Below are 24,788 nucleotides of genomic sequence, written 5' to 3'. Positions count from 1 at the left end.
GGGTGAGCTGTGCGCGATCAGAGTGCAACCCGCGTCGTTCAAGGGCTGCATAGCCTTCGGATGAAATGCTGCGCTCCCGGCCGGTTTCAGACGCCTGGCCGGCGAATGCGTAAACACTATATGTGGTGTTTTGTCAAAGCTGGATTCAGGTACGTTTTTCGCAGAGAGACAGCCGGCTTGCGGTCTGTCACAACAATACTGGCGTTGTGACACATCAGCACGGCCCGGGACCTTTGTTGGCCTGCCAGTCAGCTGTTCGAAAAGGCTGAGTCAGCACCGATGCATGGCCAAGGGAAGATCTGCCTGTTCAAAGCCTGCAGCCTTGTTTGCGCACCTGAGCGTCATCCGAAGGCGGGCCGGCCCTGCCATCTGGTCACAGGCTGGCGCTACAATGCGGCCGTCGGTCTGAAGGGGGCGCATGGTGGATCAAGAGTCGTGGAACATCCTCATTGTCGAAGATGACCAGCGGTTGGCTGAACTGACGCGCGAGTATCTGGAGAGCAATGGCCTGCAGGTCTCCATCGAAGCGGACGGTGCCCAGGCTGCCGAACGCATCATCAGTGAACGCCCTGATCTGGTGGTGCTCGACCTGATGCTGCCGGGCGAGGATGGCCTGAGTATCTGCAGCAAGGTCCGCCACCGCTACGACGGTCCGATCCTGATGCTGACCGCCCGCGCCGATGATCTCGATCAGGTGCTTGGGCTGGAAACCGGCGCCGATGATTATGTCTGCAAGCCCGTTCGGCCTCGCCTGTTGCTGGCACGTATCCGCGCGTTGCTGCGTCGTCGCGAGGGCGTCAGCGAACCAGCCTCGAGCGCAGGCCTCAAGCGTCTGCAATATGGCCCGCTGGTGGTCGACAGCGCGCTGCGCGAAGCCTGGTTGCGCGGGGAAGGTATCGAACTGACCGGTGCGGAGTTCGACCTGCTTTGGCTGCTGACTTCCAACCCGGGACGAACCCTGTCCCGCGAGCAGATTTTCGCCGAGCTGCGTGGAATCGCCTACGACGGCCAGGACCGCTCCATCGATGTACGGATTTCGCGTATCCGTCCCAAGATCGGCGACGACCCCGACCACCCGAGACTGATCAAGACCGTCCGCGGCAAGGGCTACCTGTTCGTTTCCGAAGCGGCTGAAGCCTTGCAGTGAACTCCATCTTCCTGCGCATCTACGGCGGCATGGTCGCCGTGCTGGTGCTGGTGGCGCTGCTGGGCGTGGGCGGGCTGCAGCTGCTCAACGAAGCGCGTGCCGATCGCCACCGCGAGGCGCTGGCAGCCGGTACCTTCCGCCTGATGGCGCACAACATGCAAAGCATGACGCCCATCGAGCGGCGCCAGGCGGCCAACCTCTGGGGCCGGCTGCTGGGCATCCCGTTGCGCGTGCGCACGCTGGAAGACGTGAGGCTCGAAAGCAGCCTGGAAGCGCGCCTGCTGCGTGGACAGGTACTGGTCGAGCAGATGCGCCCCCATAGCGTCACCATCTTTTCCCTGGTCAGCGCCACGGCACGCCTGGTCCTGACCGGCGAGGTCGAGCAGATCAGCGAGCAACTGGCCCGCGCGACCATCTATCTGCTGATCGACGAACTGATCCGCTACCCCGAACAGGAGCAGCCCTGGCGTCTGGCCGAGCTGAAGCAGACGCATGGCTTCGGCTACGCACTGGAGCTGCTGACCCGTGACAGCGCCAGCCTCGATGACGACCAGCGACGCCGTCTCGATGAAGGCGACACGGTGATGGCGCTGGATCGAGACGGCGATGCGATCCGGGTGTTCGCGGCGATCTCCGGCACGCCATGGATCATGTCCCTGGGGCCGCTGTACCAGCTCAATCCCTATCCGCCACAACTGTTGGTGCTGATCGCCGCTCTCGGGTTGTCGCTGATCGGCTTGACCGTCTATCTGCTGGTGCGTCAGTTGGAGCGCCGTGTGCGAGAGGTGGAAAGCGCCGCCACGCGCATTGCCGGCGGCAACCTTGAAACGCGTGTGCCGGACGCGGGTACTGACTCGGTTGGGCGCCTGGCAAAGGCATTCAATGGCATGGCCAGCCACCTGCAGCGGCTGCTGGCCGTGCAGCGCGAGATGGTCAGCGCCGTGGCCCACGAACTGCGCACACCGGTGGCGCGCCTGCGTTTCGGTCTGGAAATGGCGGCGGATGCGCAGACCCCCGAGGCGCGAACCAAATACCTCCAAGGGATGGATGGCGATATCGACGACCTCGACCGGCTGGTGGACGAGATGCTGGTCTATACCCGTCTGGAGCGTGGGTCGCCGGAGCTGACCTTTCAAGCTGTCGATCTGCGCGCGCTGGTCGATCAGGTCATCGGTGAGCTGGCGCCGCTGCGGCCTGCTGTGCTGGTCGAGCGCGGACCTTGCGAGCCGGGCACCGACGGCAGCAGTGTGGTCGATGCCGAGCCGCATTACCTGCGTCGCGCCTTGAGCAACCTGGTCGCTAACGCCATGCGCCATGCCGAAACGCGGGTGCAGGTCAGCTACGGCATCGACGCCGAACGGGTGCAGCTGCATGTCGATGATGACGGGCCGGGCGTGCCGGAAGAGGCTTGGGAGAAGGTCTTCACGCCCTTCCTGCGGCTGGATGACAGCCGTACCCGGGCATCGGGTGGCCATGGTCTGGGGCTCTCCATCGTGCGCCGGATCACCTACTGGCATGGCGGACGCTCACAGATCGGGCACAGTGATCTGGGTGGGGCGCGCTTCAGCCTGGTCTGGCCGCGCAGGCATGTGAAATAGAACAGAGATCGGGCCGTGCCGGGCTCGCGAATATCCGCGCTGGGCGAACAGGTTTGGTCTTGAGAGGGTGATCACCCCGCCTTCCGCGACTGGTTCGGGTGCTTATAGGCCCGATGACGGAGCCGGAATACTGACCAGACTCAGCAAGTAATCATCGAACTGCACGAACTGGCCATCCAGCTCGGCGCCGGTCTTCCAGTGTTCCGAAAGATCATTGAGCAGGCGCAGGCGGGCGCTGCCCCTGGGATTGTGATCGATCAGTTCGGCTTCCTGGAAATAGAAGCGCTTGTTCACCAGCGGGTAGAGCGCCTTGAACAGGCTCTCCTTGATGGAAAAGGTCAGGGTCACCCGTAGTGCCCGCTGTGTTTCGTCCAGCGCTTCGTAGCCTGCACGCTCCCGCGGGGTGAGGATTTCAGCGACCAGCCGGTCAGCCCGCGCCACCGGAAGTCTTTTTTCCACATCCAGCCCGATGCCGAGCCACTGCTCGCGACGCGCCACGACAGCAGCGGCCCATCCCGCGCCGTGAGTGATGGAGCCGACCACGCCGGCTGGCCAGCAGGGCGAGCGGTCTTCATTCACGGTTGGGGTGCACGACGCGCCGGTTGCCCGCAGCAAGGCTTCGCGTGCGCAGAGCCTGCCTGCGAGAAATTCGCTCTGGCGCTTGCGCACCGCTGCCACGGCAGGCAAGCCACAGCGGCCGAAATCCTCTGGATCGAGCAAGGCGGGATCGAAGCGGGTGCTGATCAGCTGCACGCCTGGCAGGGCAAACGGCAACGGCCAGTGATCACTCAGTGGTGAGCAGCAGGCGGGGTGGTAGGAGAGCGGCTTCATGCGCGTCAGTGTGCCTCAATCCCCCTCTGGAGCGAATACGCTGATGTTTGCCCAGATAGGAGCTGCCCTGCGGTGCGCCCAGGCCAGGTCCATCTCTTCGCCTTTTGCCCGGACCACAGGATACCCGTCGTCAGGTCGCGCTAACGGGCAGATTCCCGGCCGTCGAGCCGCTACACTAGCCGCCACGCAACCAGGGGAATGGATCCGTGCTTAAAGACCTAGGAATAAAGAGTCGTGTGCTGGTGCTCATACTGCTGCCCAGCACTGTGCTGGCGGTCGCGCTCGGCGTCTATTTCACCTGGTTGCAGCTGTCGGAAATGCGCCATCAGCTCGACGAGCGCGGCCAGCTGATTGCCGAGCAATTGGCCCCGCTGGCCGCACCGGCCATGGCCCAGGGGTACGGCAAGCGTCTGCAGCGGATCCTCAACCAGGTCCTCGACCAGCCCGACGTACGCGCCGTTTCGATTCTCGATACCGAGCGCAACCTGCTGGCTCACGCAGGGCCGAACATGATCACTCCGTCACCGCCGGCCGACCCCGAGGCGCTGACCCAGGTCAGCAGCATCGACGCCACGCGCATCCTCCTGCCGGTGCTGGGCAAGCATCTGAACCTGGCTGAGGACAACCCTGACAACGATCTGCGCCAGATTGGCTGGCTGGAGCTGGAGCTGTCGCACCAGGGCACCCTGTTACGCGGCTATCGCAGCCTGTTCACCAGTCTGCTGCTGATCGGCGCCGGGCTGATCATCACCGCCTTGCTGGCGTTGCGCATGAGTGCGGCCATCAGCAAACCCCTGCACAAGGTCAAGGTGGCCGTGGCGCAGCTCAAGGACGGTCACCTCGAAACCCGTCTCCCGCCGCTTGGCAGTCACGAGATGGACGAGGTCGCCGCGGGGATCAACCGCATGGCCGAGGCGCTGCTCGGCGCGCGCGAGGAGCTGCAGCAGAGCATCGACCAGGCGACTGAGGACGTGCAGCAGAACCTGGAAACCATCGAGATCCAGAACATCGAGCTGGATCTGGCGCGCAAGGAGGCGCTGGAAGCCAGCCGCATCAAGTCCGAGTTCCTGGCCAACATGAGCCACGAGATTCGCACGCCCCTCAATGGCATCCTCGGCTTTACCCATCTGCTGCAGAAGAGCGACCTCACGCCGCGTCAGCAGGATTACCTGTCCACCATCGAAAAATCGGCCGACAGCCTGCTGGGCATCATCAACGAGATCCTCGATTTCTCGAAGATCGAGGCCGGCAAGCTGGTACTCGACAGCATTCCGTTCAACCTGCGCGACCTCATCGAAGATACCTTGACCATCCTCGGGCCTGCGGCGCACGGCAAGCATCTGGAGTTGGTCAGCCTGGTCTATCGCGACACACCGCTGTCGCTGGTCGGCGACCCATTGCGCCTCAAACAGGTGCTGACCAATCTGGTCAGTAACGCCATCAAGTTCACCAACGAGGGGACCATCGTTGTCCGCGCCATGGTCGAGGATGAGCGTGCCGACCGGGCCCAGCTGCGCATCAGCGTGCAGGACACCGGTATCGGCCTGACCGATCAGGACCTGCGCATGCTGTTCCAGGCCTTCAGTCAGGCGGATAACTCCCTGTCCCGCCAGCCCGGCGGAACCGGGCTTGGGCTGGTGATTTCCAAGCGTCTGATCGAACAGATGGGAGGCGAGATTGGCGTCGACAGCATTCCCGATGAGGGTTCCGAATTCTGGATCAGCCTGAGCCTGCCGAAAGCCCGCGATGACATCGAGGACCTGCCGCGTGCCGCGTTGCTGGGGCGTAGGGTCGGGTTGCTGGAGCAACACCCGCTGGCCCGCCAGGCCTTGCAGCATCAGCTGGAAAGCTGCGGGCTGGAGGTGTTGAGCTTCGACACGCTGGACCAGTTGCAGCAGGCCGTGGATGCCGGCCGAACAAGCGAGGCACCGATCGAGATCGCGGTGATCGGCGTGACCAGCCGCGAGATCGCACCGCAGCAGCTGTGCCAGCGTCTATGGGAGTTCGAGGGCTTGGGCTGCAAATGCATCGTGCTCTGCCCGACCACCGAACAGGCGCACTATCATGAGGCGCTGCCCGAATCCCATACCCACACGCAGCTGCAAGGCAAACCGGCCTGTACACGGAAGCTGCAGCGCGTTCTTCTCGACCTGCTGCGCCCGCCCCAGGCTTTGATCGAAGCCCTGACAGTGCCAGATAGCCGGCCACCGCGAGTGCTCTGCGTCGATGACAACCCGGCCAACCTGTTGCTGCTGGAGACCCTGCTGACCGACATGGGCGGTGAGGCCGAGGCGGTCAGCAGCGGCCAGGAAGCGCTGGAGGCGGTCAAGCGCAAGGCGTTCGATCTGGTCTTCATGGACGTGCAGATGCCCGGGATGGACGGGCGCCAGACCACCGAGGCGATCCGCCAATGGGAAGCCGACAGTGGGCAACCGCCGCTGCCGATCATTGCGCTCACGGCGCATGCGCTGTCCAACGAGAAGCGCTCGCTGCTGCAGAGCGGGCTGGATGACTACCTGACCAAGCCGATCAGCGAGCGGCAACTGGCCCAGGTGGTATTGAAATGGACCGGGCTGCCGCTTTCGCGCAGTTTTCTGGCCGCGCCACAGGAGATGCCAGCGGCGGAGAACAACCTCAAGGTGGTGGATGCCGAGGAAGGCTTGCGGTTGGCGGCCGGCAAGGCCGACCTCGCGGCAGACATGATGAGCATGCTGCTGGCCACGCTGGAGGACGACCGCCTGTCGATCAGGCAGGCGCGGCGCCTTGGTGACCAACAGGCGTTGATCGATCGCGTCCACCGCCTGCACGGTGCGACCCGTTACTGCGGCGTGCCGCAACTGCGCGCGGCCTGCGAACGCAGCGAAACCCTGCTCAAGCAGAATCACCCCAGCGCGGCCCAGGCACTGGATGAGCTCGACAACGCAATCGAACGCCTGGAATACGAGTCGCGAGTCGTCTGACGGGGCTCGCACTCTGCCCGGCCGACAGGAATGGCCGGGCAGTCCAGGCTAGCTCACTCGCCCATCACCACGCCTTCGCGCCGCGGGTCGGCGCCACCGAACCAGCCGTTCTCGGTACGCTGGATCGCCTGCAGACCGCTGGTCATCTCCGTCTCGTTGATCGCGTGGCCGCGGGCTTTCAGCGCCTGCACGGTGCTGGCCGGGAAGCGGCCGGCCTCCAGTACCGTCGGGCCATTGAAACTGCCGAAGTTGGGCAGGTCGATGGCTCGCTGCGCGTCGAGCCCCCAGTCATACATGCCGAGCAGTGTTTTCGCGGTGAAGTGGATGATCGCTGCGCCGCCAGGGGAACCGAGGCTCGCCAGAAACTGTTCGCCTGTGACGTCGAAAACCAGCGTGGGGCTCATGCTCGAGCGCGGGCGCTTGTCGGGTTCGACGCGATTGGCTACCGGTCGGCCCAGCGCGTCGTACGGCTCGAAAGCGAAGTCGGTGAGTTCGTTGTTCAGCAGGTAGCCTCCTGCCAGGCCGGTGCCGCCGTCATTGAGCAGGCGCGAACCGAAGGCCTGTTCGATGGTGGTCGTCATTGCCAGGGCGTTGCCTTCGGCATCGACGATGCTGATGTGGCTGGTGCCATATTCCGGCTGATCGGGCTGAGAGGCGAGGGCGATCGGCATGTCCCCCGGTTCTCCCGGCTCGGCGGTGCCCATGCTGCGCGGACCGATCAGGGCGGCGCGCTGCTTGAGATAGTCCGGCGCGAGCATGCTGTTCCAGGTGCGGCCCGGCACCGGCACGAAATCGGGGTCGGCCAGGTATTTGGCACGGTCGGCATAGGCCAGGCGCGAAGCCTCGGTGTAACGGTGCAGGAACTCGGCGGATGGCACGTTCTGATCGAGGGGCTGCAGCGGTGGCAGCTGCTCCAGCATCCCCAGGATCTGCATCTGGGTAATGTGGCCGGAGGAGGGTGGCGGGAAGCCGCAGACCTGATAGCGCTTCTGCCAGAGGGTGCAGATGGCGTCGCGCTGGCGTGGTTGGTAGCCCTCCAGATCATTCAGGCTGATGCGGCCCGGGTTGGTCGGGTGAGTGTTCACTTGCAGCACCAGCGACCGGGCGTTGGCGCCGGTATAGAACGCATCGCTGCCGCGTTCGGCGATGTCCTTGAGCAGCGCGGCGAGGGCCGGATTGCGCAGGCGATGGCCGACGGGCAAAGGCTCGCCATCGTTCTGGTAGTAGAACGCCGCGGCTCGCGGGTCTTTGCGCAGGGCCGGGTCGCTGGCGAGCAGACCATGCAGGCGCGGGCTGATCTCGAAACCTTCTTCAGCCAGTTCGATAGCCGGTTCGAACAAGGTGCTCCAGGGCAGCTTGCCGTACCTGTCGTGCGCGCGTTCGAGCATCCTGACCACCCCCGGCACGCCCACCGAGCGACCGCCCACGACCGCGTCGAGGAATGCCATCGGCTTGCCGTCTTCAGTCAGAAACAGTCGCTCGTCTACCGCTGCAGGTGCTGTCTCGCGCCCGTCCAGCGCTGCGATGTGTTCACCATCCCAATGCAGCAGGAAGGCACCGCCGCCAAGCCCGCTGGACTGCGGTTCGACCAGGCTCAACACCATCTGGACCGCCACGGCGGCATCCATTGCGCTGCCGCCAGCCTTGAGTATCCGGTAGCCGGCCTCGGTTGCCAGTGGGTTGGCTGCGGCAACGGCGAAGCGCTCCAGGGCCCAGCCGGGTTTGGCCGAGTAGCCGCTGGACGCTTCCGGCGCGGGTGGGATTTCGCTGGACGGAGCGTCCGGCTGAGTACAGGCGGTGAGGCTGAACACCAGAATCGAGGGAACCAGGGCGGCTCGTCCAACGTGCATGGGATGTTCCTTGTCTGAGGCGGTAGGAAATATGTAACTGTTTACAGGCCTAGACCACTGACCCCGGTATGCCAAGCCTGATCGCTGCGGACGGGAAATTCCTCGTATGCTCACCATGCTGTGCCGTTCGTCTGTCTGCTGCGCCAAAAGGGTACGGGGCGGGACGTAAAGCCTGTCGCTCCGGGGTACTGCGATGACGGACGCGAGGGTATCGCGGTCTGCCCGTGGCCGATGGTTGCCGGTATCATGTGCGCCTCTCCAAGGCTGTGCGGTCCCTCAAGCCATGACAATTCAGTACCCGACCATCGCCGATTGCGTCGGCAACACCCCTCTGGTTCGCCTGCAGCGCCTGCCCGGTGAAACCAGCAATACCCTCCTGGTAAAGCTCGAAGGCAACAATCCCGCTGGTTCGGTCAAGGACCGTCCCGCGCTGTCGATGATTGCCCGGGCCGAAGCTCGCGGTGATATCAAACCGGGCGATACGCTGATCGAAGCCACCTCCGGCAATACCGGCATTGCCCTAGCCATGGCTGCGGCGATCAAGGGCTACAAGTTCATCCTGATCATGCCCGATAACTCCAGCGCCGAGCGCAAGGCGGCGATGACGGCCTACGGCGCCGAGCTGATTCTGGTGAGCAAGGAAGAGGGCATGGAAGGCGCCCGCGACCTGGCGGTAAAAATGGCAGCCGACGGACACGGCAAGGTGCTCGATCAGTTCGCCAACGGCGACAACCCGGAAGCCCACTTCACCAGTACCGGGCCGGAACTGTGGCAGCAGACTCAGGGCAGCATCACCCATTTCGTCAGTTCCATGGGCACTACCGGCACCATCATGGGCGTGTCGCGCTACCTCAAGCAGCAAAACCCGCAGATTCAGATCATCGGCCTGCAGCCTATGGAGGGCGCCGCTATCCCGGGCATCCGTCGCTGGCCGCAGGAATACCTGCCGAAGATCTACCAGGCCGAGCGCGTCGACCGCATCGTCGACATGGCGCAGGACGAAGCCGAACAGGTCATGCGCCGGCTGGCCCGCGAAGAAGGCATCTTCTGTGGCGTGTCCTCCGGTGGCGCCGTGGCTGCCGCGCTGCGCCTGTCGCAGGAGGTCGAGAATGCGGTGATCGTAGCGATCATCTGCGACCGTGGAGATCGCTATCTGTCGACGGGCGTTTATGACCAGCCCTGATCGCGACCTGACGCTGCAAGGCGGTACCTGCTGATGGCCAAGCGCAGCGGCGGTTTGCGCTTCCAGCCCAGCGGTGGCGAGAAGAAGCCGCAGATTCCGGTCGGCAAGAAGCAGCGGCTGAGCATTCAGCGGCTCGCCAATGATGGGCGCGGCATCGCCTTTCTCGACAACCGCACCTGGTTTGTCGAAGGCGCCTTGCCAGAAGAAGACGTCGAGGCACGCGTACTGAACGCGCGCAGCCAGATCGTCGAAGCCCGCACCGAGCGCGTGCTAACGGCCAGCGCCCGGCGGCGCGCCGAGCCGTGCCCGCATGCGCGGGTCTGCGGCGGTTGCAATCTGCAGCACCTGAGCGCGGCCGATCAACTCGAAATGAAACAGCGCAGCCTCGCCGAGCAGCTGTCCCGGGTGGCGGCGATCGAGCCACAGCAATGGGCAGCACCGCTTAGTGGCCCGGAGTTCGGCTATCGCCGTCGCGCACGGTTGGCGGTGCGTTGGGATAACAAGGCGCGGCGGCTGGACGTGGGCTTTCGTGCCAGTGCCAGCCAGGACATCGTCGCGATCCGCGAATGTCCGGTGCTGGTACAGCCCTTGCAAACGCTGTTGCCCGCGCTGATAGCCGTGTTGCATGAACTGGGCAAGCCGCAGGTGATCGGTCACCTGGAGTTGTTCAGCGGGACTTGCGAAGCGGTGCTGGTGCGCCATACCGCTGCGCTGTTGCCAGACGATCTGCAGCGTCTGACCGCCTTTTCTCTGGAGCACGGCGTGCAGCTCTGGCTGCAGGGCGAGGGTGCGCCACAGCCGCTGGACTCCGCGTACCGGCTGGGCTACCGCTTGCCCGCGTGGGATCTGGAGCTGGCCTGGCGACCCGGCGACTTCGTCCAGGTCAACGCACCGGTAAACGAAGCGATGGTCGCGCAGGCACTGGACTGGCTGGCGCCAAAGGCAGGCGAGCGGGTGCTCGATCTGTTCTGCGGGCTGGGCAATTTCAGCCTGCCTCTGGCGCGTCTTGGTGCGCAGGTGGTCGCAGTGGAAGGCGTCGCGGAAATGGTCGAGCGCGCGCGCACCAATGCGGAGCACAACCGGCTGGAGGGTGCGCACTTTTATCAGGCGGACCTGTCGAAGCCGCTTGTTCAGGCGCAGTGGGCCGAAGGTGGCTTCGCAGCGGTACTGCTCGATCCGCCGCGCGATGGTGCGTTGGAAATTGTGCAGCAGATGGCGACTTTAGGTGCACGGCGCGTGGTCTATGTATCGTGCAATCCTGCAACGCTGGCGCGCGATGCAGCTGAGTTGGTTGGGCAGGGCTATCGATTGAAGCAGGCAGGCGTGCTGGACATGTTTCCGCAGACGGCGCACGTCGAGGCCATGGCACTCTTCGAGCGGCCCGCGTAGTTCAGTTTTTTTGACAGGCGATCGGCCTGTGGTTCAACCGACCGGCTCCAAGAAAGCCGGCGTATTCGACGCAGATGATGCGTAGAGGGAAGGTAATAGATGGTCCAGGTCAGAGCGCTTCAGCCGATCAATACCGACGGCAGCATCAACCTCGATGGCTGGCTCGATCATGTGCTGGGGATGGACCCGGCACTCGACCGCGACGCACTCAAGCAGGCCTGCGAGTTCGCCCGAACGGCGGAACAGCAGGCCAACGCGGCACAGAATCTCTGGAGCGAAGGCACCTCCAGCTACCAGATCGGGCTGGAGATCGCAGAAATTCTCGCCGACCTCAAGCTCGACCAGGACAGCCTGGTGGCCGCGGTGATCTACCGCGGCGTACGCGAAGGCAAGATCCAGCTGTCCGAGGTGCATCAGCGGTTCGGCTCGGTGGTGGCCAAGCTGATCGAGGGCGTGCTGCGCATGGCGGCCATCAGCGACAGCCTCAACCCGCGCGAATCGCTGGTGCTGGGCACCCAGACCCAGGTGGAAAATCTGCGCAAGATGCTGGTGGCCATGGTCGACGACGTGCGTGTCGCGCTGATCAAGCTGGCCGAGCGAACCTGTGCCATCCGTGCGGTCAAGAATGCCGATGACGACAAGCGTCATCGCGTCGCCCGCGAAGTGTTCGACATCTATGCCCCGCTGGCCCACCGCCTGGGCATCGGTCACATCAAGTGGGAGCTGGAGGACCTGTCCTTCCGCTACCTTGAACCCGAGCAGTACAAACAGATCGCCCAGCTGCTGCATGAACGCCGGCTGGATCGTGAGCAGTACATCCAGAGCGTTGTGCAGCAACTCAAGGACGAACTGACCGCCACCGGGATTCATCCCGAAATCGACGGGCGGGCCAAACACATCTATTCGATCTGGCGAAAGATGCAGAAGAAGGGCCTGCAGTTCAGTCAGATCTACGACGTTCGCGCCGTCCGTGTGCTGGTACCCGAAGTGCGCGATTGCTACACGGCGCTGGGTATCGTGCACACGCTGTGGCGGCACATTCCCAAGGAGTTCGACGACTACATCGCCAACCCCAAGGAAAACGGCTACCGCTCGCTGCACACCGCGGTGCTCGGGCCGGAAGGCAAGGTGCTGGAAGTGCAGATCCGCACCCAGGCCATGCACGAAGAGGCCGAACTTGGCGTTTGCGCGCACTGGCGCTACAAGGGCACCGACGTAAAAGCCACCTCCAACCATTACGAGGAAAAGATTTCCTGGCTGCGCCAGGTGCTCGAATGGCACGAGGAACTAGGCGACATCGGCGGCCTGGCGGACCAGCTGCGCGTCGATATAGAGCCGGATCGCGTCTATGTCTTCACCCCGGACGGCCATGCCATCGACCTGCCCAAGGGCGCCACACCGCTGGACTTCGCCTATCGCGTGCATACCGAGATCGGCCATAACTGCCGCGGCGCCAAGATCAATGGCCGCATCGTGCCGCTCAACTACAGCCTGCAGACCGGCGAGCAGGTCGAGATCATTACCAGCAAGCACGGCTCGCCGAGCCGCGACTGGCTGAACCCCAACCTGGGCTACATCACCACCTCGCGCTCGCGGGCGAAGATCGTCCACTGGTTCAAGCTCCAGGCGCGCGACCAGAACGTCGCGGCCGGCAAGGCGCTGCTGGAGCGCGAACTGGGCCGCCTCGATCTGCCGCCGGTGGACTTCGACAAACTGGCGGAAAAGGCGAACCTGAAGACCGCAGAAGACATGTTCGCCGCGCTCGGTGCAGGCGATCTGCGTCTGGCTCAGCTGGTCAACCATGCCCAGCAATTGGTTGAGCCGGATACCCATGATGATGACCAGCTCGAGCTGATCCCCAAGCGCTCCACCAGCACCAAGCCTGGCAAGCGCGGCGACGTGCAGATCCAGGGGGTCGGCAATCTGCTAACCCAGATGGCGGGCTGCTGCCAACCGCTGCCGGGCGACCCTATCGTCGGCTACATCACCCTCGGACGCGGCGTCAGCATTCACCGCCAGGACTGCGCCTCGGTGCTGCAACTGGCCGGACGTGAGCCGGAGCGGATCATCCAGGTCAGCTGGGGCCCGATCCCCGAGAAGACCTATCCGGCGGATATCAGCATTCGTGCCTATGACCGTTCCGGTCTGCTGCGGGACGTCTCGCAGATCCTGCTCAACGAGCGAATCAATGTTCTGGCCGTCAACACCCGCTCGAACAAGGAAGACAGCACAGCGCAGATGACACTGACCATCGAGATACCCGGGCTGGATGCGCTGGGGCGGCTGCTCAGCCGGATATCGCAGCTGCCCAACATTATCGAGGCCAAGCGCCAGAGAACGAGTTAGAGCAGCTTCCAACTGGACGCCTGAAGCTGGAAGTAAAAGCGGCGCGGTGTCAGGCTTCCAGCACCGTAGGGTGGGATGTCGTTTTTTACATCCACCATGACGACGCTGCGGTGGATGGGTGAAGCGTCATCCACCTACGTTGGCGCCAGCTTCGATTTCCAAGTGTCACCGAGGAATCCCATGTACCAACTCCCCGACCTGCTGCACCTGATGGCCCGGCTGCGTGATCCGCAGCATGGTTGCCCGTGGGATCTGCAGCAGGACTACGCCAGCATCGTGCCGCATACCCTGGAAGAAGCCTACGAGGTGGCGGATGCCATCGAGAGCGGTGACTTCGACCACCTGCCGGGTGAGCTGGGCGACTTGCTGTTCCAGGTCGTCTATTACAGCCAGCTGGCCAGGGAAGAGGGCCGCTTCGAGTTCGATACGGTGGTTGATGGCATCACCCGCAAGCTGCTGCGTCGGCACCCGCACGTGTTCCCCGACGGCGATCTCTACGGCTCGCCGGAGCTGCCCCGTCTCGATGAAGCGCAGATCAAGCAGCGCTGGGAAGCGATCAAAGCCGAGGAACGCGCGGAGAAGTCCGCTGCACCAGAACAGCTGTCGCTGCTCGACGATGTGCCCAGCGCACTGCCTGCCCTCAGCCGCGCGGCCAAGTTGCAGAAGCGCACCGCACAGGTCGGCTTCGACTGGCCGGACGCGTTGCCGGTACTGGACAAGGTGCGTGAGGAACTCGACGAAGTCCTCGAGGCCATGAGCGAGAACGACCCGGAGGCCATGGCAGAAGAGATCGGTGATCTGCTGTTCGTCACGGTCAATCTGGCGCGGCATCTGAAGGTCGATCCGGAAAATGCCTTGCGTGCGGCCAACCGAAAATTCGAGCGGCGCTTCCGCTTTATCGAACAAGCCTTGCGGGAAGCGGGGCGGCCTATCGAACAGTGCGATCTGGCAGCGCTGGATGCATTGTGGGATGAAGCCAAGAAGCAGCTCAAAGCTGGAAGCTAGAAGTCAAAAGCTGCTAGGTATAGCGGTATGCTGAGCCGCTTCAAGCTTAGCCTTAAGTCATATTGGATGAGTGGAACTATGAGTCTTTCCCTTCGCGATCAGTTGCTCAAAGCCGGGCTGGTCAACGAAAAGCAGGCCAAGCAGGCCGGTAAGCAACAGCAGAAACAGCAGCGCCTGGTAAAGAAAGGCCAGCTCGAAAAGGATGACTCCCAGCGTGAAGCGGCGCTCAAGGCTCAGGCCGAAAAGCAGGCCCGCGATCAGGAGCTGAACCGTCAGCAGCAGGAAAAAGCCGAACAGAAGGCTCGCACCGCGCAGATCAAGCAGCTGATCGAAGGCAGCCGCCTACCCAAGTTGACCACGGAGGACTACTACAACTTCGTCGACGACAAGAAGGTCAAGCGCCTGTCGGTGAACAAGCTGATGCGTGACAAGCTCTCCAGTGGCTCGCTGGCTATCGTCCGCCATGGCGGCGGTTACGAAGTGATCCCGCGTGAGGCTGCATTGAAGATCCAGGAGCGCGATCCGCGCCGCATCGTGCAGCTCAATGTCCAGACCCAAGCACCGGATGCCGACGACCCTTACGCCGCTTACCAGATCCCCGACGATCTGATGTGGTAATCGTGGAGCAGGCCTGCTGCCGGTAATTGCAGCGGGCCTCTGGCGAGTGCCTGGTCCGCGCTTGTCGCCTACCAAGGCAGGCTGTGGGGTAGCGGAGAGAGTACATCCAGCGAGCCCCTCCGACAAAAGGACGGACTTATGCCCGTCTTGCGGCCTCTACTGCTACAGCCCGACCGGGCTTTCGGTTACAGCAGGAGGACTCAAATGGAAACCACACGTTATTCGGACGAGATCGATACGCTCAGCTGGCATGCCCAGGGCGTGCCCGGTGACCCTGAAGAGCCTGGCGTGCCGGACCTGCCGAGCGAGCCCGGCGAGCCGACTATTCCGGATCAGCCACCGCCAGACCCGGTAGCCTGACAGCTGTATCATGCCTGACCAGCGGCCCGTGCGAGCAGGTCGACCACCTGCTCGTCGCTGGTCTGTTCGAAGTTGCCGTAGTGACAACCCACGCCAATGAACGGCTCGGGCATCTGCAGGCAGACCAGCTCATCCACTTCCGGCCGAAGCATCTCGATCACGTCACGCGGGCCAACCGGCACCGCCAGGACGATCCTGCCTGGTTTCGACTGCCGCAGTCCCTTGAGGGCCGCTCGCACCGTGGCTCCAGTAGCAATGCCGTCGTCGATCACGATGATGCAACGATCCGTAATGACGGGTGCCGGTCGTTCGCCGCAATAGCGCTGGCGTCGCCGTTCCAGCTCCGTCAGCTGACGGCTCATTTCCTCGCTGAACCAGTTGGGTGGCGGCGCGATCTGGTTCAGCAGTTCCTGGTTGATCACCCACTTCGGTTCGGCGCCGTCGATTACCGCGCCCAGTGCCAGCTCTTCATTCCCCGGCGCGCCGATCTTGCGTACCAGCACCAGATCAAGCGGCGCGGCCAGCTTACGCGCCACCTCGAAGGCGACGGGTACGCCGCCACGTGGCAGGGCGAGAACCAGTGGATTGCTGTCTGTTAGATGTTGCAGGGCGTCTGCCAGCTCCTGGCCAGCATGGCTGCGGTCGCGAAACAGTGGGGATTCGGGCATGAAGGCGCGCATGGCTCACTCTCCGAACGGGTAGGTATCCGGAACGCTCTCTTCGTCGATCTGCTGCGGGCCGATCGGTCTGACGGCTGTGGTCTGTTCGAGCCAGAGCAGGGCGTCGAACTGTTCGGAAAGTATGGCCTGAAAATAATGACTCTGACGTTCAGTAGCCGGACGGTAGATGACGCCGATGGCGCGCTCGAGGCGCGGTCTGGCCAGTGCTTCGCGAAGTGCTGGATTGTCCCGCCAAGCGGTCAGCGAAGCCGGCAGCCCGGCACGCAGGAACAGCTGCTCCCAGCTATCCGGGCGAGAGGGGCGGACCTGCTTGATCTGCATGGGCTCATCCCAGTTATCAGCGGCAGCTACCTCGCCGCGATCAGTGGCCATGCCCAGCAGTACCGCATCTCGACCGAACGCGGTGCGGCACAGCTCACCAATGTTGAATTCCCCGCCCCAGCCCATGGACGTCGAGGCGGCATTGCCGATATGGGAGTTATGTGCCCAGACCACTGCCTTGGCACCATTCCCGCGATGCTCCAGCAAGGCGCGCAGGGTATCGAACATATGCCGGTCGCGCAGATTCCACGACTCGGTCGAACCCTGGTACATGGCGCGGTAATACTGCTCCGCTGCGAGCACGACGCGTGCGTTCTGCTCGGCATTGAAAAAATTGCTGCCGTCTTTTTCGAGGTATTCCAGGCGCTGATCGAGCAAGGCGCGCAGCTGTTCGACCACCGCGTCTTCGCAGGACGGCTCGCCGCGCATCACGTTGTGGCCATAGACGGCCGGCTCATCGTGCCAGGGGCTCAGGCAGCCATAGCGCCGGCGAGCGGCACTGGCAGCCTGCGGGTCGACCTGGTCAAGGTAGCCGAGCACCTCCTGAATCGAGGAGCCGAGGCTGTAGACATCGAGCCCACGAAACTCGACACGCTGCTCGGCAGCAAGCGAGTCGTTATGGGTACGCAGCCAGGAGGCGAAGTCGGCTACTTCCTGGTTGCGCCACATCCAGGTCGGAAAGCGCTTGAAGCCTTCTTCCACCCAGGCAGGCGGCTCGTGCTGGCGCACGTAGCGGTCGATCCTGGCTGCATCCGGCCAGTCCGCTTCCGCCGCGACGATGGAGAAGCCGTGCCGTTCGATCAGCCGCTGCGTGACGGCGGCACGGGCACGGTAGAACTCGGATGTGCCATGGCTGGCTTCGCCTATGAGCACGACCCTTGCGTCTGCCAACGGCTCGAACGCATCTGCGAAATGTTCGTCGCCGATGGGCGGGAGAGCGGTGGCGTGGCGACGCAGCAGTTCGACCAGCTGCTCTTCAGTCAACGTGCCAGGTTGCGGGCGGGATGCGGACATGTCCTCGGCTCCTGTTCTGCTCCATAGGGATGACCGGCGCTGGACGGCCCTGTTCAGACCGTCCGGCGGGTCATCGGATCAAGCACAAGCGGCAGAACTAGATGCGAGGGACTAGTCTCTAACAGAAGCGACGCCAATATAGGCGAGCGGTTTCCGCTGAAAGCGCTAAGAAACGAGGGGGCACCCATGACGACCTGGATCATCGCTTACAGCAAAGACGGCAACACGGCCATCCTCCGGACCGAGTCCGATCGCCAGCCGGACATAGACGAGGCAGTCGAGCTGGTTACCCGCAAGGCCGAGCAGGACTATGCCGGCGAGGATGATGCCTATGAGCACGATCCCGACCTGGAAGAGACACCCGCCACGCGCCTGGCCGAACGCTTCGGTATTACCGTAACCGGCATTTCCCAGGCCTGATCAGGCCACCTGCCAGACACAATCGTCCCCGACCACGAACAGACGCCGGTCCCGATCGGCGTCGACCTCCATCATGCCGGTGAAACTGCCAAATGCCGGCAGCAAGCTGACCGCTGTGCCTATGCAGAAGCACGGCAGACGCAACGACTGGCGGCCGCGACCGCGCAGGCGGAACGCCGGATGCAGGTGGCCTGCGAGGACGTGATGGGTAGGGTGTGGGTCGGGTTCGTGTTGCAGTGCGAACGGGCCGAGCAGCAGCGGCTCGGGGACGACGTTCATCCCCAGGCTGGCTGGCGGATCACCGGCGCGACGATCGTGGTTGCCCCGGATCAGTGTGATCGCCAGCCCCAGGTGTCTGGCGCGCCACTCGTGCAATTGGCTGAGCGTGGCGGGCGTCTGCGATTCCGGCGCGTGGAGGAAATCGCCCAGGAAGATCAGCTGTTCGCAGCGATAGCGGTCAAGCAGGACGTCGAGGCGTTGCAGATTGGCCTGGGTCGTGCCGTGAGGCACCGGCTGGCCGAGACTACGATAGGCCGCAGCCTTGCCGAAGTGGATGTCAGCGATGAGTAGCGCTTGCAGTTCCGGCCAGTAGACGGCCTTGTCGGCGAGCAGCCAGAGCTCGGTCTGTTGGAGCTCGATGGATAGGTGTGGGGTCATGCGGCGGAGTTTATCGCGGGCGTTTAGCTGTTCACAGCGTCCGGCGTCAGGGTCGCCGGAACCAGGTCAACGCTCGGTTGACCGCCCCACGCCCTGCTTAACAGCTTGCGCGGCAGTGCTCGGCGATGCCGGGGCGAAACGCCCGCTATCGTTTCGCCTTTTTCGCTCTCGGCGTGCCGTCCTTGGTAACTCGCGGTTTGCGCCTGGGGCTGGTTTCGCGTTCTACAGCAATGCCCTCATCCGCTTGCGGCTGGTAGCCACCGGGCCCGGCGGCCTTGTCCAGTTCGGCGACCATCCGGCGGATGCGATCGGCCAGTTTTTCCGAGGTCATGCTCTCGCGAAAGCGCTCGACCATCAGCGGAAACGCCAGGGGAGTGGTGCGCTTGACCAGATGGATGTCCAGCTGACGCTGCTGCAGCCGGGTAAGCGTCTGTTCCAGTCGTTCGACCTCCAGCTCCTGGCGCAGCACTTCCTCCTCGGCCTGGGTCAGCAGCAGGTTGGCGGGGTCGTATTGACGAAACACGTCGAAGAACAAGCCGCTGGAGGCCTGCAGCTGACGGGCACTTTTCTGGGCGCCGGGGTAGCCGGAAAAGACCAGCCCCGCGATTCGCGCTATTTCCCGGAAACGCCGGCGTGCCAGCTCGCCCGCGTTGAGGCTGGCGAGCACGTCATGCAGCAGGTCGTGCTGGCTGAACAAGGCGGGCGTCAGCCAGTGCAGCCAGTCCACCTCGGTGGCCGACAGCAGCTCGAAGCCGTAGTCGTTGACGGCAATGGAAAAGGTCAGCGGTTGGCGCTGGCCCATGCGCCAGGCCAGCAGGCTGGCCAGCCCAAGATGCACATGGCGACCCGCGAAGGGGTAGAGGAACAGATGCCAGCCCTCGCGGGACTTCATGACCTCCGCCAGCAGCGTGGCTTCGGTCGGAAGGGCCGACCAGTCCATCTGCACACGCAGCAGGGGTTCGACCAGACGCATCTCGGGGCTGGCGAAGCTGCCGCGTGACGCATCGCCGAGCTGCTGGACCACCGCATCGGCCAATTCGCTGGACAGCGGCATGCGACCGCCATTCCAGCGTGGCACGGCAGCCTTCCTGCCTGTGGCGCGGCTGACGTAGGCGGTCATGTTCTCGACCCGTACCAGCTCCAGTAATCGTCCACCGAAGAGGAAGTTGTCGCCGGGCCGCAGACGGGCGATAAAGCCTTCCTCGATGGTGCCCAGCGAGCGGCCACTGCCCCCCTTGGCCCAGAATTTCACCGTCAGGCTGGCATCGCTGACGATGGTGCCGATGCTCATGCGATGGCGCAGCGCCACGCGGCGACTGGGTACTTTCCAGAGGCCGGTTTCGTCCGGCTCGACCCGCTGATAGTCGGGGTAGGCCGTCAGCGAATGCCCGCCATGGCGGACGAAGGCCAGCGCCCACTGCCAGTGGTCATCGGTCAGCTCCCGGTACGACCAGGCCTGGCGAACTTCGGCGAACAATTCATCAGGCCGAAAACCGCCGCCCAGGGCCATGCTCACCAGGTGCTGCACCAGCACGTCGAGCGGGCGGTGCGGTGCGCTACGGGCCTCGATCCGCCGCTCGGCTATGGCGACCTGCGCGGCGGCCGCTTCCACTACTTCCACGCTGTGGGTCGGCACCAGGGTGACCCGCGAGGTGCCCCCCGGTGCATGGCCGGAGCGCCCTGCGCGCTGCATCAGCCGGGCCACGCCCTTGGGCGAGCCGATCTGCAGGACGCGTTCGACCGGCAGGAAGTCGACCCCCAGGTCCAGGCTGGAAGTGCAGACCACGGCCTTGAGCGCACCCTGCTTGAGGCCCAGCTCGACCCAGTCGCGCACCTCGCGCGCCAGGGAGCCGTGGTGCAAGGCGATCAGTCCGGCCCAGTCGGGACGCGCTTCGAGGAGCGCCTGGTACCAGATCTCCGACTGCGAACGGGTATTGGTGAACACCAGGGTGGTCGCGGCGGAGTCGATCTCCTCGACTACCTGCGGCAGCATGCGCAGGCCGAGGTGGCCTGCCCAGGGGAAGCGCTCGATGCTCGGCGGCAGCAGCGTATCGACGCGCAGATCCTTGTCCACCTTGCCCTGCACCAGCTTGCCGCTACCCGGATGCAGCAGCACCTCGAGCGCATGGGGCTGGTTGCCCAGCGTCGCGGACAACCCCCAGACGATCAGCTCCGGCATCCACTGGCGCAGCCGCGCAAGCGCCAGCTGCAGTTGCGCGCCCCGCTTGTTGCCCAGCAGTTCGTGCCATTCATCCACCACCAGCATGCGCAGCCCGGCAAAGGCCTGGCGGGCGTCGGCGCGGGTCAGCAGCAGGGTCAGGCTTTCCGGTGTGGTCACCAGCGCGCTGGGCAATCGCCGCCCCTGGCGCGCTCGCTCGGCACCGCTGGTATCGCCGGTGCGCAGGCCGATGCTCCAGTTGATGCCGAGGTCGTCCAGCGGGGCCTGCAGAGCGCGGGCGGTGTCGGCGGCCAGCGCGCGCATCGGGGTGATCCAGAGCACCGTCAAAGGCGCCGGCTTGTCCCTCGTGGTGGAAGGCGGCGCCTTGGTCGAAAAGCGATTCAGCGCCCCGAGCCAGACGGCGTAGGTCTTGCCGGAGCCGGTGGTGGCGTGCAGCAGCCCGGATTCGCCATCCCTTATCGCTTGCCAGACCTCCTGCTGGAACGGGAAGGGCCGCCAGGCGCGACGGGTGAACCACTGCTCGCTCAACAGTTCGGTTGCATCATTCATGGGGCAGCCTGCTGAAGCCCGAGTGCGAGGCTTGCCCTGTGGGCGCGGCCTTGGCCGCGCAGATGGCGATTGTCGGAGTAGTGTGGCGGGCCTTGCAGATCATCCAAGCAGTTCCTTCAGCGTCTCCAGCGTATCAGCCTCATCCACCGGCTTGTCGAGACGCCAGCGCAACATGCGTGGGAAGCGCACGGCGATGCCGCTCTTGTGCCGGCTGCTGGCGGCGATGCCTTCGAAACCAAGCTCGAACACCAGGGTCGGCGTCACGCTGCGGACCGGACCGAACTTTTCCACGGTGGTCTTGCGCACGATGGCGTCGACCTTGCGCATTTCCTCGTCGGTCAGCCCCGAATAGGCCTTGGCGAAGGGCACCAGCTTGCGCTCCGGGTCGCCCGGCTCGCCATCCCAGACGGCAAAGGTGTAGTCGGTATATAGGCTGGCGCGGCGACCGTGGCCACGCTGGGCGTAGATCAGCACGGCGTCGACGGAGTAGGGGTCGATCTTCCATTTCCACCAGACGCCGACGTCCTTGGTCCGACCGACGCCGTACTGGGCGGCGCGTGCCTTGATCATCATGCCTTCCACGCCCAGCTGGCGGGAGGCTTCGCGCTGGCGGGCCAGGTCCTGCCAATCCGTTCCGCTCACCAATGGCGAAAGCATCAACCGAGGGTTGGGACACTGCAGGACCACGGTTTCCAGTTGTTGCCGGCGCTCGTGGTGGGCACGCTGCCGCCAGTCGTCGCCCTGCCATTCCAGGAGGTCATAGGCGAGCACCGCCACCGGCGCATCCTGCAGCACCTTGGCGGTCAGGTTCTTGCGGCCGATGCGCTGTTGCAGCAGGGCGAAGGGCTGCACGCCGAAGGCACCGGCGCTGGGCTCGCCGGTGCTGGCGGCGTCGAACAGCTCGCCGGCCGGGGTCTCCGGGGCATGCTTCCAGACCAGGATCTCGCCATCGATGACCGTGCCGTCCGGCAGGCAGCTGGCCAGTTCGCAGAGCTCCGGGAAACGTTCACTGACCAGTTCCTCGCCACGCGACCAGACCCAGATATGCCCATCGCGCTTGACCAGCTGGGCGCGGATGCCGTCCCACTTCCATTCGATGAACCAGTTTTCCGGGGCGCCGAGCAAGGTGTCGAAATTCTCGACCGGTGCCTGCAATGGGTGGGCAAGGAAGAAAGGGTAGGGCTGGCCGCCACGTTGTGCATGCTCGTGCTCGGATTCGTCGGCGATCAGTGCCAGATAGCCCTCGGCGCTGGGACGGTGGGACAGGTCGGTGTAGCCGACCAGCCGCTGCGCCACGCGCTTGGGGTCAAGATCGACCAGCGAGGCCAGCGCGCGGGTGACCAGCAGTTTCGAGACGCCGACACGAAAGGCCCCTGTGATCAGCTTGATGCAAACCATCAGGCTGAGCCGGTCCAGCTGCGCCCAGAGCATGGGTAGGCGCTCAGCCAGTTCTTCCGGCGGCAGGCCGCGCAGCGGCAGTAGCTTGTCCTGCAGCCAGACGGCCAGCCCTTCGTTTGAGCTGTGCTCGGCCTCTGGCATCAGCAGCGAGATGGTCTCGGCCATGTCGCCGACCGCCTGATAACTCTCCTCGAACAGCCACTCCGGCAAGCCCGAGGCCTGCATCGCGGTCTCGCGCAGCACGCGGGTCGGCACCAGTTGGCGGGGGCGTCCGCCGGAAAGGAAGTAGACCGCCCAGGCAGCGTCGGCCGGATCGGCTTCGCGGAAATAATCACGCATGGCGGCGAGCTTGGCATTGCTCGAGGTGGTTGCGTCGAGACGGCTGTAGAGGGTGGCGAAGGCTTTCATTCTGGCCAACTTCTCACGGCTGAGGCCTGTTCGCGAGCATGCTCAATCCTGCGGACCCCTAAGGCATGGCTGCAGGTCATTCGGCCTCCTGGGAGGTGGTGTCATCCTCTTCGCCGTATTCGGTCTCGAAGGCCTGGGCATCGAGGCCGCGCATCTCACGGAGGTAGCGCACCAGTACCGCAACCGAGCCGTGGGTTACCATGACCCGTTCCGCGCCGGTCTGCTCGATGGCCCACAGCAGGCCGGGCCAGTCGGCGTGGTCCGACAGGACGAATCCGCGATCGACGCCGCGGCGACGACGGGTACCGCGCAGCATCATCCAGCCACTGGCGAAGGCGTCGGCATAGTCGCCGAAGCGGCGCATCCAGGTACTGCCACCGGCTGAAGGCGGCGCGAGGATGATCGCGTGTTTCAAACGAGGGTCGCCCTTTTTCAGGTCGCCTGCATAGACGGTTGGCGGCAAGTAGATGCCGCCTTCGCGGTAGACCTTGTTCAGCGGCTCCACCGCACCGTGAACCACGATCGTTCCGATGCTTTCATCGAGCCCGTGCAGAATCCGCTGGGCCTTGCCGAAGGCGTAGCAGAACAGCACGCTGGCGCGCCCGGCTGCCGCGTTGGCGCGCCACCAGTCGTTGGTATCGCGGAACACCTCGGCCTGGGACGGCCACTTGTAGATGGGCAGCCCGAAGGTCGATTCGGTAATGAATGTGTGACAGCGCACCGGCTCGAAAGGCGCGCAGGTGCCGTCCGGCTCCACCTTGTAGTCGCCCGACGCCACCCAGACTTCACCCTTGTATTCCAATCGCACCTGCGCCGAGCCGAGCACGTGGCCGGCGGGGTGGAAACTGAGCCTTACCCCGTGGTGCTCAATGGACTCGCCGTAGGCCAGCGTCTGCAAGGGCATGTCGGCCGCTATCCGTGAACGGAGGATGCCTTCGCTGTCGCTTGAAGCCAGGTAGTGGCCCATGCCCCAGCGCGCATGGTCGCCGTGTGCATGGGTGATGACGGCCCGGTCCACCGGACGCCAGGGATCGATATAGAAATCACCGGGCGGGCAGTAGAGACCTTCGGGGCGGGAGACGACGAGATCCATGAAAAAAGGCACTTTGCGGACTTGCAGGATTGGAGCACGGCGCAGCGCTGCGAGTTCGGTTGTGGCGGGTCGGGGCGGCGGTCGGTCCGATCAGCCTCAAACGTCGGATTACGCCTCTGGCTAATCCAACCTACGTTGACTGGGCATTGCTTTTGGGTTCGTAGGATGGAATCGCCGGAGGCGCTTGCGTCGGTTACCTAGGCGTCTATATCAGTCCAGCAGTTTCAGGTGTGAGGTATCCGGCACGGGCGCATCGCTGGCGCGGCGGCGATCGCTCATGTCGCTGCCCACCGGTGCGAGGCTGAACTTGGACAGGTCGACAACGGGCGGCTGGGCTGCGGGCCTGGCGTCGTGCAGGTCGACGCCGACCGGCGCGATGCCGAAGTCGGGCGCCTCGACATCGGCAAAGGCGGCCATGTATTCGTCGCGCGGCGTGACGTGCAAAGGGCCTGGTGCAGTCCCGGGACTGGATCTGGTCGGCTGAGCGGCGGTCACTGAGGCTTCGGTTGGCGGTGGCGCCAGCTCGATCTCCTCGACTTCGACCGGCATGGGCCGAACCTCGGCTACCGCTCCGGCGCGAGCCATGGCCTGGCGATACTTCTCGACACTTGCATGGTCGAGGTCCTGCTTGATGACCACGCGACGCCCCGAAAAGAGCGCGGCGATACGCTGGGCATCAGCCTGGAACAGCCGGCTCAGGTTGGCTTCTACCTGCTCGAGCGTAGCGCCTGGGGCGAGTTCTCCGGAAAATGCAATCTCATAGCGACTCATGCTGGATATCC

Annotated in this window: 19 protein-coding genes; 10 read left to right on the top strand and 9 right to left on the bottom strand. The window is 64.3% G+C overall.

Features of this window, described 5'->3' with window-relative positions; all coding sequences use genetic code 11:
• The first annotated feature begins 421 nt into the window (after window positions 1-421).
• Together AC4LFW_RS10865 and AC4LFW_RS10860 are read left to right on the top strand one after the other, a co-directional pair.
• Window positions 422-1,147 carry a response regulator gene (locus tag AC4LFW_RS10865; RefSeq protein ID WP_491820205.1) on the top strand — a complete coding sequence of 242 codons (726 nt, stop codon included), beginning with the start codon at window positions 422-424 and terminating at the stop codon, window positions 1,145-1,147.
• Window positions 1,144-2,745 (top strand): ATP-binding protein, encoded by a 1,602-nt coding sequence (locus AC4LFW_RS10860; RefSeq protein ID WP_491819068.1) that lies wholly within the window; start codon window positions 1,144-1,146, stop codon window positions 2,743-2,745. The genes AC4LFW_RS10865 and AC4LFW_RS10860 overlap by 4 nt, the downstream gene beginning before the upstream one ends.
• A gap of 102 nt (window positions 2,746-2,847) precedes the next feature.
• On the opposite strand, the gene AC4LFW_RS10855 is transcribed toward AC4LFW_RS10860, so the two are convergent.
• Window positions 2,848-3,576 (bottom strand): 4'-phosphopantetheinyl transferase family protein, encoded by a 729-nt coding sequence (locus tag AC4LFW_RS10855; protein ID WP_491819066.1) that lies wholly within the window; start codon window positions 3,574-3,576, stop codon window positions 2,848-2,850.
• A gap of 206 nt (window positions 3,577-3,782) precedes the next feature.
• On the opposite strand from AC4LFW_RS10855, the gene AC4LFW_RS10850 reads away from it, so the two are divergent.
• Complete coding sequence (locus AC4LFW_RS10850; protein WP_491819065.1) at window positions 3,783-6,536, top strand: response regulator; 2,754 nt, start codon at window positions 3,783-3,785, stop codon at window positions 6,534-6,536.
• Window positions 6,537-6,589: 53 nt separating this feature from the next.
• Here AC4LFW_RS10850 and AC4LFW_RS10845 read toward each other — a convergent pair whose 3' ends face one another.
• Window positions 6,590-8,386, bottom strand: a complete 1,797-nt coding sequence (locus AC4LFW_RS10845) for a gamma-glutamyltransferase family protein (protein ID WP_491819063.1) — start codon at window positions 8,384-8,386, stop codon at window positions 6,590-6,592.
• Window positions 8,387-8,669: 283 nt separating this feature from the next.
• Between AC4LFW_RS10845 and cysM the strand changes: the two genes are divergently transcribed.
• From cysM to AC4LFW_RS10815, 6 genes are all read left to right on the top strand, one after another.
• The gene (gene cysM / locus AC4LFW_RS10840) at window positions 8,670-9,569 is read left to right on the top strand and encodes a cysteine synthase CysM (protein WP_491819062.1); all 900 of its coding nucleotides are present in this window, start codon (window positions 8,670-8,672) and stop codon (window positions 9,567-9,569) included.
• Between the two features lie 33 nt (window positions 9,570-9,602).
• Complete coding sequence (gene rlmD / locus AC4LFW_RS10835) at window positions 9,603-10,958, top strand: 23S rRNA (uracil(1939)-C(5))-methyltransferase RlmD (protein WP_491819060.1); 1,356 nt, start codon at window positions 9,603-9,605, stop codon at window positions 10,956-10,958.
• A gap of 99 nt (window positions 10,959-11,057) precedes the next feature.
• Complete coding sequence (relA, locus tag AC4LFW_RS10830; RefSeq protein ID WP_491819059.1) at window positions 11,058-13,304, top strand: GTP diphosphokinase; 2,247 nt, start codon at window positions 11,058-11,060, stop codon at window positions 13,302-13,304.
• Window positions 13,305-13,484: 180 nt separating this feature from the next.
• On the top strand, window positions 13,485-14,309 hold the full coding sequence (gene mazG, locus AC4LFW_RS10825) for a nucleoside triphosphate pyrophosphohydrolase (protein ID WP_491819058.1): 825 nt from the start codon (window positions 13,485-13,487) through the stop codon (window positions 14,307-14,309).
• Between the two features lie 78 nt (window positions 14,310-14,387).
• Window positions 14,388-14,927, top strand: coding sequence for a DUF2058 domain-containing protein (locus AC4LFW_RS10820; protein ID WP_491819057.1), 540 nt, complete (start codon window positions 14,388-14,390; stop codon window positions 14,925-14,927).
• A 204-nt stretch (window positions 14,928-15,131) separates the two neighbouring features.
• On the top strand, window positions 15,132-15,287 hold the full coding sequence (locus AC4LFW_RS10815; RefSeq protein WP_491819056.1) for a hypothetical protein: 156 nt from the start codon (window positions 15,132-15,134) through the stop codon (window positions 15,285-15,287).
• A gap of 8 nt (window positions 15,288-15,295) precedes the next feature.
• Here AC4LFW_RS10815 and AC4LFW_RS10810 read toward each other — a convergent pair whose 3' ends face one another.
• Together AC4LFW_RS10810 and AC4LFW_RS10805 are read right to left on the bottom strand one after the other, a co-directional pair.
• The gene (locus AC4LFW_RS10810) at window positions 15,296-15,967 is read right to left on the bottom strand and encodes a phosphoribosyltransferase (RefSeq protein WP_491819055.1); all 672 of its coding nucleotides are present in this window, start codon (window positions 15,965-15,967) and stop codon (window positions 15,296-15,298) included.
• A 3-nt stretch (window positions 15,968-15,970) separates the two neighbouring features.
• On the bottom strand, window positions 15,971-17,302 hold the full coding sequence (locus AC4LFW_RS10805) for an erythromycin esterase family protein (protein WP_491819054.1): 1,332 nt from the start codon (window positions 17,300-17,302) through the stop codon (window positions 15,971-15,973).
• Between the two features lie 186 nt (window positions 17,303-17,488).
• Here AC4LFW_RS10805 and AC4LFW_RS10800 point away from each other — a divergent pair, with 186 nt between their 5' ends.
• Window positions 17,489-17,722 carry a hypothetical protein gene (locus AC4LFW_RS10800; protein ID WP_491819052.1) on the top strand — a complete coding sequence of 78 codons (234 nt, stop codon included), beginning with the start codon at window positions 17,489-17,491 and terminating at the stop codon, window positions 17,720-17,722.
• Here AC4LFW_RS10800 and pdeM read toward each other — a convergent pair whose 3' ends face one another.
• The 5 genes from pdeM to AC4LFW_RS10775 form a co-directional block, all read right to left on the bottom strand.
• On the bottom strand, window positions 17,723-18,379 hold the full coding sequence (pdeM, locus tag AC4LFW_RS10795; protein ID WP_491819050.1) for a ligase-associated DNA damage response endonuclease PdeM: 657 nt from the start codon (window positions 18,377-18,379) through the stop codon (window positions 17,723-17,725).
• 145 nt (window positions 18,380-18,524) lie between these two features.
• On the bottom strand, window positions 18,525-21,107 hold the full coding sequence (locus AC4LFW_RS10790) for a ligase-associated DNA damage response DEXH box helicase (RefSeq protein ID WP_491819049.1): 2,583 nt from the start codon (window positions 21,105-21,107) through the stop codon (window positions 18,525-18,527).
• Between the two features lie 99 nt (window positions 21,108-21,206).
• Window positions 21,207-22,913, bottom strand: a complete 1,707-nt coding sequence (locus AC4LFW_RS10785) for an ATP-dependent DNA ligase (RefSeq protein ID WP_491819048.1) — start codon at window positions 22,911-22,913, stop codon at window positions 21,207-21,209.
• Window positions 22,914-22,989: 76 nt separating this feature from the next.
• Complete coding sequence (locus tag AC4LFW_RS10780) at window positions 22,990-24,006, bottom strand: ligase-associated DNA damage response exonuclease (RefSeq protein WP_491819046.1); 1,017 nt, start codon at window positions 24,004-24,006, stop codon at window positions 22,990-22,992.
• 210 nt (window positions 24,007-24,216) lie between these two features.
• Window positions 24,217-24,777: a hypothetical protein gene (locus AC4LFW_RS10775; RefSeq protein WP_491819045.1), complete on the bottom strand. Its 561-nt coding sequence runs from the start codon at window positions 24,775-24,777 to the stop codon at window positions 24,217-24,219.
• Between the last annotated feature and the right edge of the window lie 11 nt (window positions 24,778-24,788).

The sequence above is a fragment of the Stutzerimonas sp. C6.4V genome (genome assembly GCF_058536345.1).
This window is presented reverse-complemented; position numbering and strand designations above follow the sequence as displayed.

Excerpts from the sequence above, each read along its gene's own strand:
- AC4LFW_RS10855 (WP_491819066.1), bottom strand. The coding sequence starts at position 3,576 with ATGAAGCCGCTCTCCTACCACCCCGCCTGCTGCTCACCACTGAGTGAT.
- AC4LFW_RS10845 (WP_491819063.1), bottom strand. The coding sequence starts at position 8,386 with ATGCACGTTGGACGAGCCGCCCTGGTTCCCTCGATTCTGGTGTTCAGC.
- cysM (WP_491819062.1), top strand. The coding sequence starts at position 8,670 with ATGACAATTCAGTACCCGACCATCGCCGATTGCGTCGGCAACACCCCT.
- rlmD (WP_491819060.1), top strand. The coding sequence starts at position 9,603 with ATGGCCAAGCGCAGCGGCGGTTTGCGCTTCCAGCCCAGCGGTGGCGAG.
- relA (WP_491819059.1), top strand. The coding sequence starts at position 11,058 with ATGGTCCAGGTCAGAGCGCTTCAGCCGATCAATACCGACGGCAGCATC.
- mazG (WP_491819058.1), top strand. The coding sequence starts at position 13,485 with ATGTACCAACTCCCCGACCTGCTGCACCTGATGGCCCGGCTGCGTGAT.
- AC4LFW_RS10820 (WP_491819057.1), top strand. The coding sequence starts at position 14,388 with ATGAGTCTTTCCCTTCGCGATCAGTTGCTCAAAGCCGGGCTGGTCAAC.
- AC4LFW_RS10815 (WP_491819056.1), top strand. The coding sequence starts at position 15,132 with ATGGAAACCACACGTTATTCGGACGAGATCGATACGCTCAGCTGGCAT.
- AC4LFW_RS10810 (WP_491819055.1), bottom strand. The coding sequence starts at position 15,967 with ATGCGCGCCTTCATGCCCGAATCCCCACTGTTTCGCGACCGCAGCCAT.
- AC4LFW_RS10805 (WP_491819054.1), bottom strand. The coding sequence starts at position 17,302 with ATGTCCGCATCCCGCCCGCAACCTGGCACGTTGACTGAAGAGCAGCTG.
- AC4LFW_RS10800 (WP_491819052.1), top strand. The coding sequence starts at position 17,489 with ATGACGACCTGGATCATCGCTTACAGCAAAGACGGCAACACGGCCATC.
- pdeM (WP_491819050.1), bottom strand. The coding sequence starts at position 18,379 with ATGACCCCACACCTATCCATCGAGCTCCAACAGACCGAGCTCTGGCTG.
- AC4LFW_RS10790 (WP_491819049.1), bottom strand. The coding sequence starts at position 21,107 with ATGAATGATGCAACCGAACTGTTGAGCGAGCAGTGGTTCACCCGTCGC.
- AC4LFW_RS10785 (WP_491819048.1), bottom strand. The coding sequence starts at position 22,913 with ATGAAAGCCTTCGCCACCCTCTACAGCCGTCTCGACGCAACCACCTCG.
- AC4LFW_RS10780 (WP_491819046.1), bottom strand. The coding sequence starts at position 24,006 with ATGGATCTCGTCGTCTCCCGCCCCGAAGGTCTCTACTGCCCGCCCGGT.
- AC4LFW_RS10775 (WP_491819045.1), bottom strand. The coding sequence starts at position 24,777 with ATGAGTCGCTATGAGATTGCATTTTCCGGAGAACTCGCCCCAGGCGCT.